16 protein-coding genes are annotated in these 18373 nt (G+C 35.8%); 9 read left to right on the top strand and 7 right to left on the bottom strand.

The annotated features are described in order from the left end of the window. The first annotated feature begins 1 nt into the window (after position 1). From ACP6L2_RS04455 to ACP6L2_RS04480, 6 genes are all read left to right on the top strand, one after another. A complete protein-coding gene (locus ACP6L2_RS04455; RefSeq protein WP_440508097.1) occupies positions 2 to 1345 on the top strand; it encodes a sigma-54-dependent transcriptional regulator in 1344 nt (447 codons plus the stop codon). A 112-nt stretch (positions 1346 to 1457) separates the two neighbouring features. Next, positions 1458 to 2675: a sensor histidine kinase gene (locus ACP6L2_RS04460; protein ID WP_440508098.1), complete on the top strand. Its 1218-nt coding sequence runs from the start codon at positions 1458 to 1460 to the stop codon at positions 2673 to 2675. Between the two features lie 73 nt (positions 2676 to 2748). After that, entirely contained in the window at positions 2749 to 3306 is a 558-nt protein-coding gene (locus ACP6L2_RS04465) for a Crp/Fnr family transcriptional regulator (RefSeq protein ID WP_440508099.1), read from the top strand. A gap of 244 nt (positions 3307 to 3550) precedes the next feature. Continuing rightward, positions 3551 to 4948 carry a TolC family protein gene (locus tag ACP6L2_RS04470; RefSeq protein ID WP_440508100.1) on the top strand — a complete coding sequence of 466 codons (1398 nt, stop codon included), beginning with the start codon at positions 3551 to 3553 and terminating at the stop codon, positions 4946 to 4948. 2 nt (positions 4949 to 4950) lie between these two features. Next, positions 4951 to 5916 (top strand): HlyD family secretion protein, encoded by a 966-nt coding sequence (locus ACP6L2_RS04475; protein ID WP_440508101.1) that lies wholly within the window; start codon positions 4951 to 4953, stop codon positions 5914 to 5916. 10 nt (positions 5917 to 5926) lie between these two features. After that, positions 5927 to 7108 carry an ABC transporter permease gene (locus ACP6L2_RS04480; protein WP_440508102.1) on the top strand — a complete coding sequence of 394 codons (1182 nt, stop codon included), beginning with the start codon at positions 5927 to 5929 and terminating at the stop codon, positions 7106 to 7108. An 86-nt stretch (positions 7109 to 7194) separates the two neighbouring features. Here the strand turns inward: ACP6L2_RS04480 and ACP6L2_RS04485 are convergent, their stop codons facing one another. The 4 genes from ACP6L2_RS04485 to ACP6L2_RS04500 are packed head-to-tail and all read right to left on the bottom strand — an operon-like array spanning position 7195 to position 10748. Then, positions 7195 to 7857, bottom strand: a complete 663-nt coding sequence (locus ACP6L2_RS04485) for a L,D-transpeptidase family protein (RefSeq protein WP_440508103.1) — start codon at positions 7855 to 7857, stop codon at positions 7195 to 7197. A 4-nt stretch (positions 7858 to 7861) separates the two neighbouring features. Further along, positions 7862 to 8437: a pentapeptide repeat-containing protein gene (locus ACP6L2_RS04490; protein ID WP_440508104.1), complete on the bottom strand. Its 576-nt coding sequence runs from the start codon at positions 8435 to 8437 to the stop codon at positions 7862 to 7864. Between the two features lie 9 nt (positions 8438 to 8446). Further along, positions 8447 to 9019 carry a Crp/Fnr family transcriptional regulator gene (locus ACP6L2_RS04495; protein ID WP_440508105.1) on the bottom strand — a complete coding sequence of 191 codons (573 nt, stop codon included), beginning with the start codon at positions 9017 to 9019 and terminating at the stop codon, positions 8447 to 8449. A 43-nt stretch (positions 9020 to 9062) separates the two neighbouring features. Continuing rightward, entirely contained in the window at positions 9063 to 10748 is a 1686-nt protein-coding gene (locus tag ACP6L2_RS04500; RefSeq protein WP_440508106.1) for a pseudouridine synthase, read from the bottom strand. A gap of 148 nt (positions 10749 to 10896) precedes the next feature. Between ACP6L2_RS04500 and ACP6L2_RS04505 the strand changes: the two genes are divergently transcribed. The 3 genes from ACP6L2_RS04505 to ACP6L2_RS04515 all read left to right on the top strand — a co-directional run bounded on the left by ACP6L2_RS04505 (position 10897) and on the right by ACP6L2_RS04515 (position 13380). Continuing rightward, complete coding sequence (locus ACP6L2_RS04505) at positions 10897 to 11856, top strand: aldo/keto reductase (protein ID WP_440508107.1); 960 nt, start codon at positions 10897 to 10899, stop codon at positions 11854 to 11856. Positions 11857 to 11879: 23 nt separating this feature from the next. Further along, positions 11880 to 12350 (top strand): Dps family protein, encoded by a 471-nt coding sequence (locus ACP6L2_RS04510; RefSeq protein ID WP_440508108.1) that lies wholly within the window; start codon positions 11880 to 11882, stop codon positions 12348 to 12350. Between the two features lie 211 nt (positions 12351 to 12561). Then, a complete protein-coding gene (locus ACP6L2_RS04515; RefSeq protein WP_440508109.1) occupies positions 12562 to 13380 on the top strand; it encodes a ZIP family metal transporter in 819 nt (272 codons plus the stop codon). A gap of 71 nt (positions 13381 to 13451) precedes the next feature. Here the strand turns inward: ACP6L2_RS04515 and ACP6L2_RS04520 are convergent, their stop codons facing one another. The 3 genes from ACP6L2_RS04520 to gyrA are packed head-to-tail and all read right to left on the bottom strand — an operon-like array spanning position 13452 to position 18302. Further along, positions 13452 to 14627, bottom strand: coding sequence for a tetratricopeptide repeat protein (locus tag ACP6L2_RS04520; RefSeq protein ID WP_440508110.1), 1176 nt, complete (start codon positions 14625 to 14627; stop codon positions 13452 to 13454). A gap of 20 nt (positions 14628 to 14647) precedes the next feature. Then, positions 14648 to 15766 carry a tetratricopeptide repeat protein gene (locus tag ACP6L2_RS04525; protein ID WP_440508111.1) on the bottom strand — a complete coding sequence of 373 codons (1119 nt, stop codon included), beginning with the start codon at positions 15764 to 15766 and terminating at the stop codon, positions 14648 to 14650. Beyond that, a complete protein-coding gene (gyrA, locus tag ACP6L2_RS04530; RefSeq protein ID WP_440508112.1) occupies positions 15750 to 18302 on the bottom strand; it encodes a DNA gyrase subunit A in 2553 nt (850 codons plus the stop codon). Before gyrA ends, ACP6L2_RS04525 begins: the two co-directional genes overlap by 17 nt. Positions 18303 to 18373 lie beyond the last annotated feature (71 nt).

Below are 18373 nucleotides of genomic sequence, written 5' to 3' on the forward strand. Positions count from 1 at the left end.
TATGAAGAAGATACAAAGCTCCATACTCGTTGTAGATGATCAAGATGAAGTGCTATTAGCAGCAAAATTAATCTTAAAAAGATCTTTCGAACAGGTATTCACCTTGAACGATCCTAAGAAGATTTTAAATTTCATCTCCGAACATCAAATTGAAGTCCTATTGCTTGATATGAATTTTCGTGTGGGATATGAGGATGGAAAGGAGGGGATATATCGATTCCAAGAAGTAAAAGAACATTTTCCTCATGTCAAAATTATCCTAATGACTTCCTATGCCCAGATAGAACGTGCAGTAGAAGGTATTAAATTGGGCGCAATTGATTATATGATGAAGCCTTGGGACAATGAGAAGCTCTTGGAGAATGTTAAACAAGCTGTACAACAATTCCGTAGAGCACAAAGAAACCCAAAGGAGGTGAAAAGCTCATTTTATGAAGGAGTATCCGAAAAAATAAAGGAAACCTTCAGGATGGCAAAACGCGTGGCTATAACAGACGCAAATGTACTTGTATTAGGAGAAAACGGAACAGGAAAGTATGTGTTGGCAGAATACATACATCAACAATCAGAGAGAAAGAATGGACCTTTCATTCATGTTGATTTGGGCTCTCTCCATGAAAACCTTTTTGAGAGTGAACTATTCGGTTATGCAAAAGGTGCTTTTACAGATGCGAAGCAAGATAAACCAGGTCGTTTCGAAGCCGCAAACGGGGGCACAATATTTCTTGATGAAATTGGAAATGTGCCTTTACATCTTCAAACAAAACTGTTGCAAGTTATTCAATCCAAAAAAAGCATTCGACTTGGAGAAGCAAAACTAAGGGATTTAGATGTTCGCATCATAACAGCAACTAATAAAAACTTATCGAAAGCAGTAGAACAGCAGGAATTTCGTGAAGATTTATTTTATCGTATTAACACCATCAGCTTGGAGATTCCGGCACTTCGGGAAAGACCGGAAGACTTAGAAGGTATGATTCACTACTTTTTGACGGAATATGCCGAGAAATACCAGACGCAAGTACCTTCTTTGGAGCCTTTCTTATTAGAGAAACTACAACAATATAATTGGCCCGGAAATATTCGAGAGTTACAAAATCGAATTGAACGAGCTGTCATAATGACTGATCAGGAACCTATAGGATTGAATGGCTTAGGTATTTCAGATAGTATGTTGATTCAGTCAGAAAATAAGGATTCAACACTTTCCAATTTAGAGAAAACGAAGATTGAACAAACATTGATTAAATACCAAGGAAATATATCACGTACGGCTGAAGAGTTGGGTTTAACACGACAAGCTTTATATCGGAAATTGGAAAAATACCAGATTCAAACAAAATAATAAGATGGAAAAAAAAGAATCAGTTCATCTATTCATTCGATTGTTGCTTCTTCTGTCGTGCACATTTCTTGCGGGATTTTGTTTTATCCATGAATTCTATTTTACTGGATTTATGTTATTTGTATTTGTAGTGATAATAGTGATTGAAGGGCATTATTTTCTGAAACGCTATTTCAATAAAATTGATAAGGTGATCTCTTCGATGTTATATGACGATTTTACGGTAGATTATCAATTCAATGACCAGAACCAGACTTTAATAAAAGCCAATAAACTTTATTATAAATTGAAAGAGAAAGACCGGGATGCTGTTTCTCAAAAGATGCTTTATGACCAGATATTGAATGGTTTGGACTCAGGACTTATCATATTAGATCTGAGCAAAAAAAATCAAGAAATTATGCTGATGAATGAATATTTCCAGCAATATTTTGCAGTTCCAGTTTTAAGGGATTGGAAATTAATGGCTAATTATCTTGGTGATTTCTATGAATTGTTAGAAAGTCGTGAATTTACAGAGTTTAAAACGACATTAGATATTCAAGTTGATCGAGGAGAACGACAAACTTTTGTTATTCAAACTTCTATAACTCAAATTAAGCAAGTAAAGTATTATACCGTATTAATTGATTCAATACAGCGCGTAATCTATAGCAAAGAAAATGAAGCTTGGGTAAGCGTCATGAAGGTAATCTCACATGAATTGATGAATTCATTGGCCCCAATACATGCGCTAGCACAAAACATGGATGATATCTTAAAACAAGATAAATGGTCCATAGAAGACCAAGAAGACATGAAAATAAGTATCGGAACAATTATTAATCGTAGCAATCATTTACAGGATTTTGTTGATCGATATCGTAAATTAACCATGCTGCCAAGTCCTGTACTCGCTACTGTTGATTTAAACTTTCTTGTTCATTCCATGACCAGTAATTATCAATTGATATTGAGCAAAAAGGAAATCGAATTAAAAATTCAGATAGAACCTAATATTTACGCAGAACTGGATCAATCACAGTTTGAACAGGTCTTAGTGAATTTATTTACCAATAGTCTTCATGCATTAACTGAGGTTGAACAAAAGCTACTTGAAATTAATATCTATCAAAATAATTCTAGGATATTCATCGAATTTACAGACTCAGGTCCAATCATCGACGAGACTATAGTTTCTAAAATATTCCTACCTTTTTATACCACTCGGAAAGATGGAGCAGGAATTGGATTATCCCTTTCTAAAGCTATAATTGAAGCACATAAAGGTTATTTGTATTATCAGTTGAAAAATAATAAGAATTGTTTTGTAATCGTTTTGATCAAGTAATAGCACTTTGGGGTAATAAATTCAGATATTTTTGATATTTTCAAGCTTTAATTAATCCAACAGCACTACTTGTATGACCCTTCTTGATTATTTCCGTGAATCTTATCAAATCAATGACGAATTAGAGTTGTTTTTTGATCAACACATGGAATTAAAGGAGTTTCAAAAAGGAGATATCATATTTGAGCCTGATAGTCATTTGCGTTATATCTACTTTATAGAATCTGGATTTACACGCATTTATTACTTCAAGAATGGTAAAGACATTACACATTATTTCTTTGGTCCCAATAGTTTTAGTACGGGTATAGAGAGTGTGTTTTATGGTAAGCCGTCCATCTTTGGCTTTCAGGCATTAGCTCCATCTAGAATTTGGATGATTCCATTCAATCCAATAGCTGAATTAGCTAAAACCGATATAACAGTTAATCAAATTATACAAAAAGTCTTATTAGATTCTTTAATCAATTTCTCTAATCGTTTCTATAAAACTCAATTTGAAACGGCTCAGGAGAGATATCAAACTTTGATTGAGGAGAACCCAGCTTTGTTTCAGAATGCAAGCCTTGGACATATTGCATCTTATCTTGGTATTTCCCAACCAACCCTTTCGGTTATTCGTGGTAAATAGCTGAAAAATTAAACCTATACTTTTTTAATCCATCTCTTTCTTATTGGCATTATTAACCTATATATAAAGGTTCCGGAAAAATATTTTCTTAACCTGCTCTTAACTTACACCTATCTAGTTTGTGACATTCACATTTAAAATCGTCCTTAAAAAAGGTTTTAGGGGTTATTTTTTAAGATATCTAAAAAATAATGACTCAAAACCTTCTGACCTTTGTAGTGTTAAAAGATTAATACAAACTGAAATGAGAAACCACAAGTTAAGAAGAGGCTTACTTAGTTTAAGTATCTGTATGGGGACCGGATTTGGTCTTCATGCACAGAGCTTGGACTTGGGAGGCTTTAAAAATCCAGTAGAGCAGGCGGTTTTACATAACAAGACCATCATCAATGCTCAGTTAGAAAACCAAAAAGTAGCATTAGATCGGGAAAATGTAAAAGGCAAATTCCTTCCTACGGTATCAGCAAATGCCATGTATGGCTATTTGAATAGTACAGCGGATGTGGATCTACCTACTAAACAGCTTCCTATCTTAGGAACCCCAATTTTTGATGGTTCGCAAAAGATGAATCTATCCACACAGATTGGAATGGCCGGTGTTACTGCAACTCAAGTCATATTCAGCGGATTTCAAATTACCAATGGGCAAAAAGCTTTAGAGCAAAAGTTCAAGGCACAGAGTCTATTGACCGAAGCCGGATATGATCAATTAGCTCAAGAAATCATCCATAGTTTTGATCAATTGATGTTATTGAAGGAAGTTGACCTTTTGATCAATGATTCAGAAAAGCGACTAAATAAAGAACACGAGAAAGTTGTTAAGGGAATTGAGAATGGTTTTGCCATACCTTATGACCGTGACAAGATTAAATTAGCCATGCTAGAACTAGAAAGTAAAAAGGCAGAAGTTCAAAGTAATCGAGAGTTACTATTATTCAAATTGGAAGAATTAACAGGCTTATCACAAGAAGAATTACGTCAGGTTACTTATCAATTGGATGAATTGTCCTTAAATCTAAATGAGGCTACGCAAATGAACCGTAAGGAACTACAAGCTCTAGAAGCATCCTCCAAAGCATACGATTATGTATTAAAAAAGGAGAAAGGAGCTAAGCTACCTCAGGTATTTGCTTTTGGTAATGTTTCTTATCTGAATGCCTTTGGAACGGATTTAACCTTGAAAGATGTACCACATTTAGGTGATGTTAAATTTGAAAGCAACCATTTACGGATGACTCCAAACTTTGCAGTAGGGGTGGGAATGAAATGGACGATATTTGAAGGTAAAGCACATAAAACTTCTGTTGAAAAGGCAAAATTAGATCTTCAGATCAATGAGAATAAACTAGCTGACACGAAGGAGAAGTTAAGTCTATTACAAAAGAAAACAGAAGTTGATTATCAATTGGCTTTAAAGAAAACAAAAGTCAATGAGCAACAAGTTGCTATCGCGAAGAACAATTTGCACTTGGCTTCCCGTCAATTCGAGGAAGGCCTGGCTGATGTTACTGAACGATTGGAATCAGAAAATGAGTTCTACAAACAATCGCTCAATTATTACAATCAGATATTGAATCAGCGTTTAGCAGCAACAGAATTATTAAAAGCTAACGGAAACTTATATCAAACCATTACACGATAATCATGAAAAATCTAACATATAGTATTGCTTTCTTAATCTTATTACAAAGTTGTTCCAGCGAACAAAAGAAACAAAGCAAAATAGAAGGAAAAATAGAACGTGATCAAATAGCAGTCACTACAAAAATACCTGGTAAAATACAGAAAGTACTCGTTGAAGAAGGACAATTTGTTCAAAAAGGAGATACATTAGTTATTCTTGAGCTACCAGAAGTGGATGCTAAATCCATGCAGGCTCAAGGTGCATTAGATGCTGCACAGGCACAATATGAAATGGCGGTTAAAGGTGCTACTGATGGACAAATGAAACAATTGCATGCCAAAGTCAATGGTCTAAAAGAACAATATGACTTTGCACAAAAGTCCTTAAATCGTATGAATAATCTTTTGAGAGACTCTTTAATCGCTCAACAAAAATACGATGAAGTCTATGCGAAATATCAGGGTGCAAAGAATCAATATTTAGCAGCACAAGCTGAATTAGCAGATGTACAACATGGCGCTCGTGTGGAGCAACAACGTATGGCATTAGGACAGAAAGAACGTGCTATGGGTGCTGTTTCGGAAGTGAATGTAGCTGCTAAAGAACGCTATATCATTGCGCCTCAGGACATGAGTATTGAAAACATCAATTTGAAGACTGGAGAGTTAGCATTAGCAGGTTATAGCTTGGTGTCTGGTTATATTACAGATGGCACTTACTTTAGAGTTACTATTCCTGAAAGTAAGGTGAAAGATTTTCAAAAAGGTAGTCAAAAAACAATTGTGATTCCTTATTTGGATAATAAGGAGGTTTTGACAACTATAGAAACGGTAAAACCACTAACTGCATATGCCAATATCAGTACGGCTTATCCTGACTTTGAAGAACAAGAAACAATGTTTGAAGTACGATTGAAGCCAAAAAATGATAGTGAAGCTAAAGAGCTGCTAACTAAAGCTACATTCTTAGTTAAACAAGATAAATAGGAGAGGGATCATGAGGAATTTTTGGAATTTAATACAAAGGGAATTTCGTTTATTCTTTCAAAATAAAGTTCTGCTTGTTCTATTTCTCGGAGCACCCATATTATATGGGGTATTAGTTGGCGGAGTTTATAAAAAAGGTAAAGTAACGAACCTTCCGATTATTGTCGTGGATGAAGATAGAAGTCCTTTAAGTAGACAATTGATTGATATGTTTAATGATGGTGAGGTTATCTATGTAGCTAAGGTCTTAAACGATCCTTTCTTAGCACATGATGAGGCGATGAAGCACGAAGCTACTGTTGTGGTTCAAATACCAAAGGGGTTTTCATCTGCTGTAAACTATAATCGCAGTACTGAAGTCACCATGTTTGTGAATGCTTCAAACACTTTGACCTCAAATTATGCGATGATGGCAGCTAATGTGGCTGCTGGTACAATGAAAGCAGGTATACAAATCAAAGCTCAACAAAAGAAAGGTGTTCCTGAATATGTGGCATCACAGCAATACGAACCATTTAAAACAACGATTATCAAACAGAATATCCGTAGTGGTAACTACTTGTATTTTATGTTGCCAGGTGTACTGTTAACTGTTTTGCAACAAGTCATGATGTTGGGATTGGCATTAAGCTTTGCGTCTGAATTTGAGAACGGAACTTTCTCTGAATTGGTTAAAAGATCAAGTAATGTTTTTGTGTTGATATTGGTCAAAATATTACCCTATATCTTGATGTCGATATTGATTTATGGCTTGTATTATGGCTATTCCATTTGGTACAGGATGCCTTTGGATGTTAATGGGCCAGCATTCTTTTTAAGCAGTATTCTATTTCTATTGGCGGTTAGCTTTATTGGTATTCTAGTCAGTATCGCTATTCCAAGTCAATTGAAGGCTACTGAGATTCTGATGGTCATTGCAACCCCAAGTTTTATCTTAAGTGGTTTTACATGGCCATTGAGCCAAATGCCTGAATGGGTAGTTGGTATTGCGAAGTTAATTCCATTAACGCATTATCTACAAATATTCAGAACATTGATCATTGAGAAAGGAACTGCAGATTATATTCATGGACCAGTAATTGGATTGGCGGTTATTGCAGCCGTGACTTTGGTACTATCGATTATCTTATTGCAATTGAAAATCAACAAGGTCAAGAAAGCAGCCTTAAAACAACCGGCAATAGCTGTTTAGTTAAAGAAACTCCAATTAAATATTCAGTTTAATTGTCTTTTAACAATAGAGTAGGCACCAAAGCGCGAGGCTTTGGTGCCATTTTTTTAAGTCAAGTATTCGATCTGATTGCCTTTAAATTCATAAGACAGAGGAACCTTATTTTCTTGAAAATACTGATAAGAGGTGGCTAATATATTCCAAAAATGAGCTGTAGCTTCATCCGTTGTATCCAGCATCTCTTTATGCTTCTCAGCATGCATAACATAGGGATAGATCAAAACAGGAATATCTTTTTGTCCATTTTGTTGGGCCATTTCTGTTAACACATATACTTCTTCAATAGCATCATCCCCAATTGCAATACAGCCAACAGATTCCATTCCTCCATGAATCAAAATAGCAGAACCTGTAAATCCATGGGCTTGATCGTAAGGATTAGGATAGTTTAGGCCCAATGATAAATGGTATTTACTTTTTGGATTAAGGTGAGTAATTTGATAAAATCCTTCTGGGATTTGTTTATCACCTTCTTGTTTTTTAGGTCCAAGTACACCAGAAAATGTACTGAATAGATAGCTTTTGAACCATCGATATTGCTTCTGTGTTTTCCTTTTCACATAAACTTCAAGGATCTTTGCTTCTTTTACAGCGATAAAAAGTATTTCAAGATTATCAGCCTTAATATCCAATTGCTGTAATTCAGCTAATAGATTTTTTTCTTTTCTTCTTTTAGCTTCAACTACGCGATTATCATCAATAGATTCCATAAGCTTAACCTTTTATTACAATCTTGTATTTAGTTAATAGTCCTGCAAGGCTCTGGCTAGAGAATTTAGCACCTTTTAAGCGATTATTCTCAGGATCCAATTGAATGTTGAAAGAACTTGACAAATCGGCTTTCTCAAGATTGGTCTGTACAAAACTAGCATGAAGCAAGTCACAATCCGACATTTTAGCCTGACTTAAATCACAAGATTCAAAATCAACCTCATGCATTTTACAAGATTGAAATAGTGTATTCTTTATCTTGCAATTATAAAATGAAGAATGATCCAAGATGCTAGATTCAAATGAAAAACTAAGATTGAACTGATTAGCACTATCAAATCGCAATCCTAAGAGTTTACAATCCTGAAATTTGCAATCCTGAAACATAGCATGTTCTATCGTTGCTAGACTAAGATTGCAATGCTTAAAAGTACAATCTACAAACTTGTAGCTGCTAAGATTTGCTTTTTCTAGATTACAATTTTCAAAACGGCAATATTCATATTCAGCGGGTTCTATTAGATCGCTTGCGTTTAATTGCTTATAGTCTTGATCTACAAAATAGGGGATATCTGGCATAATAATGTGTTAATCGTGAAGGATTTCCTTTCGAATCCTACTTAAGGAACTATCTGTGACCCCTAAAAAGGAGGCAATATATTTTAATGGAGCTTGTTGAATTATTTGAGGTTTCTCTTTCATCAACTGTAAGTATCTGGATTTAGCTGGCTCTGTAATCATTTCCGTAGCTCTCTTTTTACTAAGGTATAATTCAAATGCCATCCAGGCACGACCCCATTCGCGTAAGGCAGGTATTTTATGAAATAGATCTTGAAAATCTTCATAATCAATCTTCCACAGTACGCAGTCTGTTAAGCACTGTATATATTCTGGAGTAGGAATGCGTTGAAAAATAGATGCTACCTCAATCACTACTTCATTAACACCCGAAAATCCGGTAGTAATTTCATTGCCTTCATAATCATAAAGGTAAGTTCTTACCAAACCCGATTCTACAATGTAATATTCATTGCAAATTTCATCCTTTTTGAGAAGGAATTCCCCTTTGGGTATCTCTACTCTTTTGTGTACTGCAAAAATAATATCTAAATCCGCCTTCTCTAATGAGGGGTGTTGATAGGCATGTTGGAGGATGTCCATAGAAGTGTAAATTTAGAACAAGATAGAAATTTGTTCTAAGTTTCTAAAATGGATCAGCTACAGTAAACTCTATTCGATCAAGACTAATGGGATGAATAAAGGAAATATAGCCTGCATGCAGATGTAATCGTTCTGCTCTTTTACCATAAAGATCATCTCCAACAATAGGACAGGATAAACCCTTGTTATGTGCAGCATGAACACGTAATTGATGCGTACGGCCAGTTAAAGGATAAAAATGGATTCTAGTTTTTCCATCTTTTACTTCCTGCACTTCATATTTTGTTTGAGCAGGTTTCCCATAGGTATAACAAACTACTTGTCTAGGCCGATCATCTAAATCAACTCGCAATGGTAAATCTATTATTCCAGATGTTGTATCAATCTCACCATTCAATAAAGCTGTGTAACGCTTTTGAACAGTATGCTTGATGAACTGATCTTGAATATATTGATGTGCTGATTTAGTTTTTGCTAAAACCAAAATCCCTGAAGTAGACATATCCAATCGATGGATAATCAATGGACTATCTATATCTGGATACTTTGCTAAAATCCTAGTTTGTACACTATCTTGAACATTAATTCCGGGTACAGACAGAAATTCTGCTGGTTTATTGACAACGATGATCGCTTCATCTTCATAGATAATCGGCAGTTCCTTATCCACTGCTGGGTTTTCTAACATAGGATTTGGGTCTACCGACAAACCTATCAACATATGGTTTAAAATAGGCTCGCACTTACCACGGCATGCAGGATAGAAGTATTGATGCCTTCTCACTTCTGAACTCGGAGATGCTCCCCACCAAAACTCAGCCATACAAATAGGCTTCAGATTATTCTGAAAAGCATATTGTAAAAGCTTTGGTGCAGCACATTCACCTGCTCCAGCAGGAGGCTGTAGATTCAACGCATCCTTAAAAATTCTCAGTACAGATTTATATTCATGCTTCGCATTCAAGAATTGATATTGATCAAATAGCTGATTCTGTAAGGCTGATGATCGCGTTTTACGTTCAGTTTTTAAATCATCAATCTTCTGAAATTCCTCATTATATTGATCTTCCAATAATTGCATTGCTGATTGACAAGCTTGCTTAGCTACATCATATTCGTGCTGATCTCTATAACTCTGCTTTATTAGATCGACTTCTAAGGCTTTATATTCTTCTTCTGACAAGATGGCTACTTGTGTTTGTCTTATTAGCTTACGCTCGTTCTTATTGGCTTTATGCAGCTTTCTTAAGGACGCTAATTGATCAGCTTGTTCTTTAGCCAATGATTCAATTTCCTGCTTGATACTTTTCAATCGACCAGATAATTGAATTTCATCAATTTTTCTATTAATGGCATTTATCTGCTCTTCTTCTTTTAGAAAAAAGCCTTCAGGATCCAACATATCAAAGATTGCTGGCACAAAGTAGCGGTGATTGTTAGTTCCAGCTAGTTTACCAGAACAGGCTGCTAAGTAACCTAATTGACCATTTTCTTGCTCCACAACAAGAACACCAAACATTTTTCCAATGATTAATCCACTTTGTTCACTATTCAAACCAAAGTTATGTTCGAAATCTTGCTGGGTTTGTAAATAATCTTGGACCTGCTGTGCTGCCAGCAAACTTAAAGGATGTGGCTCATAACAAAATGGAAAAGTAAACTTATCCGGTTTTGATAGATGATCAATAGAACTATTGAAAGCGTGCAAGAATAATGGCAAGGACTGCATGAAATTTTAAAAACTAATTCGCAAAAGTAAGCATAGCGTACGGAAATGAACGAATATATAGGCAAGATTATGACAATAAAATGCCCTAGAAACATCTTTTATTGCTATTTAAATTGGTAAATTGTATTCATTAAATAACGGGCATAATATGGAAAACAAACGCGTTTTAGGGCAATCTGACCTCGAGATTGTTCCTATTATATTTGGTGGAAATGTCTTCGGATGGACACTAAATGAAGTACAATCTTTTGAAATTCTGGATAGTTTCTTAGATAAAGGATTTAATGCGATCGATACAGCAAATAATTATAGCCATTGGGTACCTGGAAATAAAGGCGGTGAATCTGAGGCTATTATTGGTAATTGGCTAAAAGAAAGGGGAAATAGAGATAAGTTCATTTTAATGACCAAAGTAGGCGGTAGGTTTGGATATGATACCAAACCAAATACAAAGGCTGCTTACATCAAAGAGCAAGTAGAACTTTCTTTAAATCGCCTAAAAACAGATTATATTGACTTATACCAAACGCATTATGATGATGAATCAACGGCCATTGAGGAAACCTTAAGAGCCTATGAGGATTTGATTAAAGAGGGCAAGGTTAAATATATAGGCGCATCAAACATTAAAAAGGAGCGATTAAAGGAAAGTCTAGAGATCTCTGATCAACAAAATCTACCGAAGTATATTTCTTTACAGCCTGAGTATAATTTATACGACCGTGAGAATTACGAGAAAAATTACCTTTCTCTAGTTTTAGAAAACAATTTGGCAGTTATTCCGTACTATTCATTAGCTAGTGGATTTCTAAGTGGTAAATACCTTTCAGATGATGATTTTGCCAAATCAGCAAGGGGAGAGGGAATCCAAAAGCGCTATTGGAATGAAAGAGGTCAACGAATTGTAGCAGCTTTAAATGATGTAGCAAATGCCTATAGAACCACAGCTTCTTCAGTAGCCTTAGCTTGGTTATTGGCACAAGAGAGCATTACAGCACCTATTGCAAGTGCAACCAAAGAATCTCATCTAGAAGCTTTTCAAGCAGCTTTACAGATCAGATTTGGAGAAGATGCAATCCAGAAACTAAATGAGGCAAGCGAATATTAAAATTTAACAAAAAATATAATAACATGAAAACAAATATTGGTATAAAAGAGAAGGATTCAGCAGCAGTAGCTGAATTATTGAATAAATTATTAGCAGATGAAAATGTGCTATATACAAAAGTTAGAAATGCACATTGGAATATTGAAGGACCAGATTTCCATGCTCAACATATTTTCTTCGAAGAATTATATGGTGATCTAGCTGAACTAATTGATGAAATAGCAGAACGCGTTCGTTCTATTGGTCATTATGCTATAGGAACTATGAAAGGTTGGTTGGAAATTACCCAACTAACGGAAATGAAATATGGAAAAAATGATGCAGCTGGTTATATTAAGGAAATCTTAAATGACTATGAGAGTTTAATTATTTCCTTAAGAGAAGATATTAAAAAAGCAGAAAAACACGAAGATGCAGGAACAGAAGATTTCTTAGTAGGAATACTTGAGAAGCATGAAAAAACTGCTTGGATGCTTCGTTCTCACTTAAAATAAGATCTATCTTTATATAGTTTTCAACAGCCTTCAAATGAAGGCTGTTTTGTTATATACACCTATTATATAGATAATTAACCTTCCCAATATAAAGCATAAATATAAAATAAGGACATTCATCTACTAGATGTTAGAACTATTGTTAATGGTTAAAGCATCGAATTAAGCGAAAGAATAGTTAATTTCATTGCGTCTTATAGAATAATATCCCATGTTAGATGAATTAATAGCCTATTTAAGTACTTTAAATCCTGTTACGGCAGCTTTGCTTGCTGGATTATTTACCTGGGGGGTTACAGCCTTAGGTGCATCAGCGGTATTTTTATTTCGAGGTGTAAATAAGAAATTATTAAACGGAATGCTTGGATTCACAGGAGGGGTGATGATAGCTGCCAGCTTTTGGTCCTTACTATCGCCAGCAATTGATATGAGCGAAGGAGAGGGCTTTACTAAAGTTATGCCTGCTGCAATTGGTTTCTCCTTAGGAGCATTGTTTATTTTTGGTTTGGATAAGTTAATGCCACATTTGCATTTGAATTTCTTAAAATCAGAGGGACCAAAGTCTTCCTTACATCGAACGACTTTACTAACCATTGCCATTGCCTTACACAACATCCCTGAAGGATTAGCTGTGGGTGTATTATTTGGTGCTGTTGCTGCCGGATCACCAGATGCTAGTGTTGCTGGTGCCGTTTTATTAGCAATGGGTATTGGATTACAAAACTTTCCAGAAGGTATCGCTGTTTCTATGCCTTTGCGCCGTATGGGCTTATCAAGATGGAAGAGTTTCCAATACGGTCAACTATCTGCTGTTGTTGAACCTATATTCGCTGTGCTAGGAGCATTTGCTGTTGGATTCTTCTTACCAATATTACCTTACGCGCTTTCCTTTGCTGCAGGAGCAATGATATATGTAGTCATTGAAGAGGTCGTACCAGAAACACAGCAAGAAGAACATTCCGATATCCCAATTCTTGGATTCGTTTTAGGATTCGTGGTAATGATGATGATGGATGTCGCATTAGGATAATAAAGAATTCTTATAAAATAATAAAGCCACCTGATATAGGTGGCTTTATTATTTTATCTAAGTGATACTAATTATTTAATAGCATCTAACTTCGCTTGGATTTCAGCTGATTTTGCTTGATCATCCATAAAGTCGTAATAGCTTTTTAAACTACGTAAAGCATCTTTGTTCTCTGGCTCTAACTGAATAGTTTTAGTCAAATAAGGTAGTGCACGAGCAATTTTAGTTTTTACTTCAGCAACTTTCTTATTGTATTCAGTAGTCGTGATTTTCTTATCCTCATTAAGTGCTAAGATTTCATCTCTACCAGAGTTCATGATAACTACAGCAGCATTAATGTTAGCTTCGATGTAATTAGGATCAATTTCTAAAGCTTTTTGGTATGCTGCTAATGCTTTTTCAGAATCACCAGAAGTTCCATACGCTAAACCTGAATAGTAATGAAGGTTTTTGTTAGTAGGATCTTTAGCAATTTGTGCATCGATATCTTTAAGAATCTTAGCTTCATTACCAGTGATTAAGTTAAATTCAATGTTCTGAACCGCTACGTCATTATCATTAGGATAAGCAACAGCAGCTTCAGCAGCAGCAGCTAATGCAGCAGTAGTATCTCCTTTAGACATATAAAGCTTCGGAAGATCTAACATAATTGTTTTATGATTAGAGAATTCCTTTTTAGGGATTAAAGTTTTATATTTCTCGATAGCATTATCGTAATCCTTGTTTTGAACTGCTGCTAAACCTGAATAAAAGGTTAGGGTAGTGTCACCTGGAAGATAAGTTAAAGCACCACTGAAATCAGCATAAGCATTTTTATAATCTTGTTTATCCCAAGCAGCAACACCTTTATTAAATTTATACTGTCCTAAGGTTTGACCAGCTACTGTAATATTCTCTGCATGTTTTTTATCTGTATCTAGCTCAGTTGCTTTCTTGATACCTTCGTCTGCTTTTGCAGCAGCATCATCGCTATTATCTAAAAATGCAATATTAGAATAAACCAAAGCATAATAAGTCCATGCTTCAGGATCATTTTTAGTTTTATCATGCAATACAGCAGCATCAATTGCTTCTTGTGCAGCTGTTAAACTTGCTTTACCTAGAGCAGCTGTTCCGGCTCCTTTAAGCTCCTCAAACTTCACAATGTTAGTCTTCGCTTTCTTAACATTACTTGATTGGGCAAAAACGACAGTGGTACTTGAAGCAAAAAGTAACCCTGCGATAAATATTGACTTCTTAAAATTCATATCGTATATATTTTTGTTTGTTAATTAGATAATTGATTCAACAACATATTCACACGATCCAATTGCGTTGCATCATTAGCCTTTTCATAATACATGGCCAATGATTTTAATGCATTGATCTCGTAAGGCTTAATCTCATTTGCTTTCAGTAAAAAACTTTGAGCATGGTATTGCGCCTCTTGATTTTCAGAATCTGCTAGATAATCCTTTAAATAAATTAAACCTAAAGCGAGGTTTGCCTCAAAATTATTAGCTTCCAATTCCAATACCTTCTCATAATACGTCTTGGCAACCGGAATCTGATTTGCATTTTCATTTGCATATCCTGCTAAATAATTCAATTCAACATTCTCAGGTTCATATTTTAATGCAGATCCTATTAAAGGAACAATTGCATCATATGCTTTGTTCTTAGAATATTTGTCTATCAGTAAAAATAAAACTGCTTTATCATCTTGAAACTTGGTTCTTGCCGTTTCTAATGTGGAAAGAGCCAATTGCTTTTCACCTTGTTTATCATATAAATTAGCGAGCTCAATGTATTGATTAGCAGTAGCTTTTTCCGAATCTATAATGGATTTATAGAAATTCACTGATTCTTTAAGCTTACCAGTTTTACTAGCTAATAATGCTAAATTATAAGTCACATCTTCAGACTTCGCATTCAATTCATTTACTTTAGTAAAATCTTGATATGCCGCATCGAACTTACTATCTTTCAAAGACTTATTTGCACGAGTAATCAAGGCTGCTGCTAGATTCTGTTTCACATAATCTAACTCACCAGGATAACCTTCCTTATCTTTAGAAGAAATCAAATCTAAAGTTTGAATCGTCAAATCGATAGGGTCTTTGTTGATATTTGTTTTGATAGTCCTGCTGGAATCAGCATAAGCGATAGAACTCAAAACCATTGCACGTAATACATTTACTTTGGATTTTGAGGAATCACGCTTTGTCTTATAGATATTGCCAAGTTGCTTCATGGCATTATCTAAATTCTTGATTTGCCCAGTTTGGGTATATAGGGCAAAAGCATTACTTGCTTCCTTATAGGCAGATTGCCCAAAGGAAGCAAGTGAAAATAATACAAATAGAGAAGCTAACGCTCCTGTTAATAGATTATTCTTGTTCTTCATTCTCAGGATTACTTGAGCTATTTTCAGATTGATTTTCTGTTTCTTCGCCATCAAATTCTTCCTCTTCTTGTCGATCAACTTTTGTAATAGAAGCAATCTCATCAGTTTCTTTCAGAGTGATTAATTTCACCCCTTGAGTTGCACGGCCCATTACACGTAGACTCTCAACGCCAATACGAATGACAATACCAGATTTGTTGATGATCATCAAATCATCCTCATCAGTAACGCCTTTGATAGCAACCAACTCACCGGTCTTATCCGTAACGTTAATGGTTTTTACACCTTTACCACCACGGTTTGTAATTCGGTAATCTTCAATATCGGTACGTTTTCCAAATCCTTTTTCAGAAACTACCAATACAGTGGTCTCTTGATCATTAACACTAATCATGCCAACAACCTCATCTTTTTCATGCGCAAGCGTAATTCCGCGTACTCCAGTCGCTGTTCTACCCATTGGACGAACAGTTGATTCGTTGAAACGAATCGCACGACCTGAACGTAAAGCCATCACAATTTCACTGGTTCCTGATGTCAATGTCGCTTCAATCAATTGGTCACCCTCATTGATATTGATCGCATTGATACCATTCGCTCTTGGACGTGAATATGCCTCCAAAGAAGTTTTCTTAATAGTACCCTTCTTCGTACACATGATGATATAGTTATTCTCTAAGTAATCTTTGTCCTTCAAGTTAATCACCTTGATGTAGGCCTTGATCTTCTCATCCTTAGGAATATTGATGATATTCTGAAGCGCACGTCCTTTTGAAGTACGGCTACCTTCTGGAATTTCAAATGCACGTAGCCAGAAACAACGTCCTGCCTCTGTAAATAACAATAAGTAGTTATGTGCAGATGCCGTAATAATATGTTCTGTAAAGTCCTCATCGCGGGTAGAAGAACCAATGGCTCCTTTCCCACCACGACCTTGACGACGGTATTCGGTTAATGGAGTACGTTTAACGTAACTGTTGTGTGAAATCGTGATAACCACTTCTTCATCATCGATAAAGTCTTCCATACGCATATCCTCAGCAGAATGCACGATTTGAGAACGACGTTCATCTCCAAATTTCTCCTTAACCTCCTCTAATTCTTCTTTAATGATTTTAAAGCGTAAAGCTTCATCCGCCAATACCTCTTTTAAGTATTCGATGGTTTTCATTAATTCCGCATATTCATCTTTAATCTTATCACGCTCTAGTCCGGTTAACCTTCTTAGAGTCATATCTAGAATAGCACGAGCTTGTATATCTGATAAACCGAAACGCTCCATTAATCCAACACGAGCATCTTCAGGTGTATCCGAATTACGGATTAATTTAATAACCTCATCTAAGTGATCTAAGGCAATTAGATAACCTTCTAATATATGCGCTCTTTTCTCTGCTTCAGCTAATTCAAACTTTGTTCTACGGATTACTACATCATGACGGTGCTCCACGAACTCATGAATCATATCTTTAAGATTCATTAATTGCGGGCGACCTTTTACTAAAGCGATGTTATTTACCGAGAATGAAGTCTGTAATGCGGTGTATTTATATAGGTTATTTAATACCACGTTTGCATTGGCATCACGTTTAATCTCATAAACCACACGGATATCTTTGGCCGATTCATCGCGAATTTCAGATATTCCTTCAATTTTCTTCTCATGAACAAGATCAGCAGTACGTTTAATCATCTCTGCCTTATTCACTTGATAAGGAATCTCTGTAACGACAATAATTTCTTTACCAGATTTAGTTGTTTCGATCTCCGCTTTAGCACGCATTACAATACGACCTCTACCAGTCTCAAAAGCATCCTTAACACCAGAATAACCGTAGATCAATCCACCGGTAGGGAAGTCAGGACCTTTAACAAAAGTCATTAGTTCTGAAATCTCAATATCACGATTATCGATATAAGCTATGGTACCTTCGATAACCTCAGTAAGGTTATGAGGAGCCATATTCGTGGCCATACCCACCGCAATACCCGATGCACCGTTTACCAATAAATTTGGAATACGTGTTGGCAATACCGTTGGCTCTTGCAACGAATCATCAAAGTTCAACTGGAAATCTACGGTATCCTTTTGGATATCAGCTAACATTTCCTCAGCAATCTTACGAAGCCTTGCCTCCGTATAACGCATAGCTGCAGGTGGGTCACCATCAATAGAACCGTAGTTACCTTGTCCATCCACTAATGGATAGCGCAAAGACCAATCCTGGGCCATACGAACCATCGTATCATAAACCGAAGTATCGCCGTGTGGGTGATACTTACCTAATACGTCTCCGACAATACGTGCAGATTTCTTAAATGGTTTTCCACTGGTTACCCCTAAATCCAACATACCATATAACACACGGCGGTGTACTGGTTTAAAACCATCACGTGCATCAGGTAATGCACGAGAAACGATAACTGACATCGAGTAGTCGATGTAGGCAGCTTTCATTTGGTCTTCAATATTGATCGGGATTATCCTGTTTTCAGCAGGAACTAAGTTGTTTTCGTTTTCTGTTTCTTCAGCCATTATTTTTTGGTTTCGATCAAACAATAAAGTGCCCGGTTTTGTTGCAGACACTTAGAAGGCGAAGATACATA

Source organism: Sphingobacterium lactis, from assembly GCF_051951495.1.
Taxonomy (GTDB): Bacteria; Bacteroidota; Bacteroidia; order Sphingobacteriales; family Sphingobacteriaceae; genus Sphingobacterium; species Sphingobacterium lactis_A.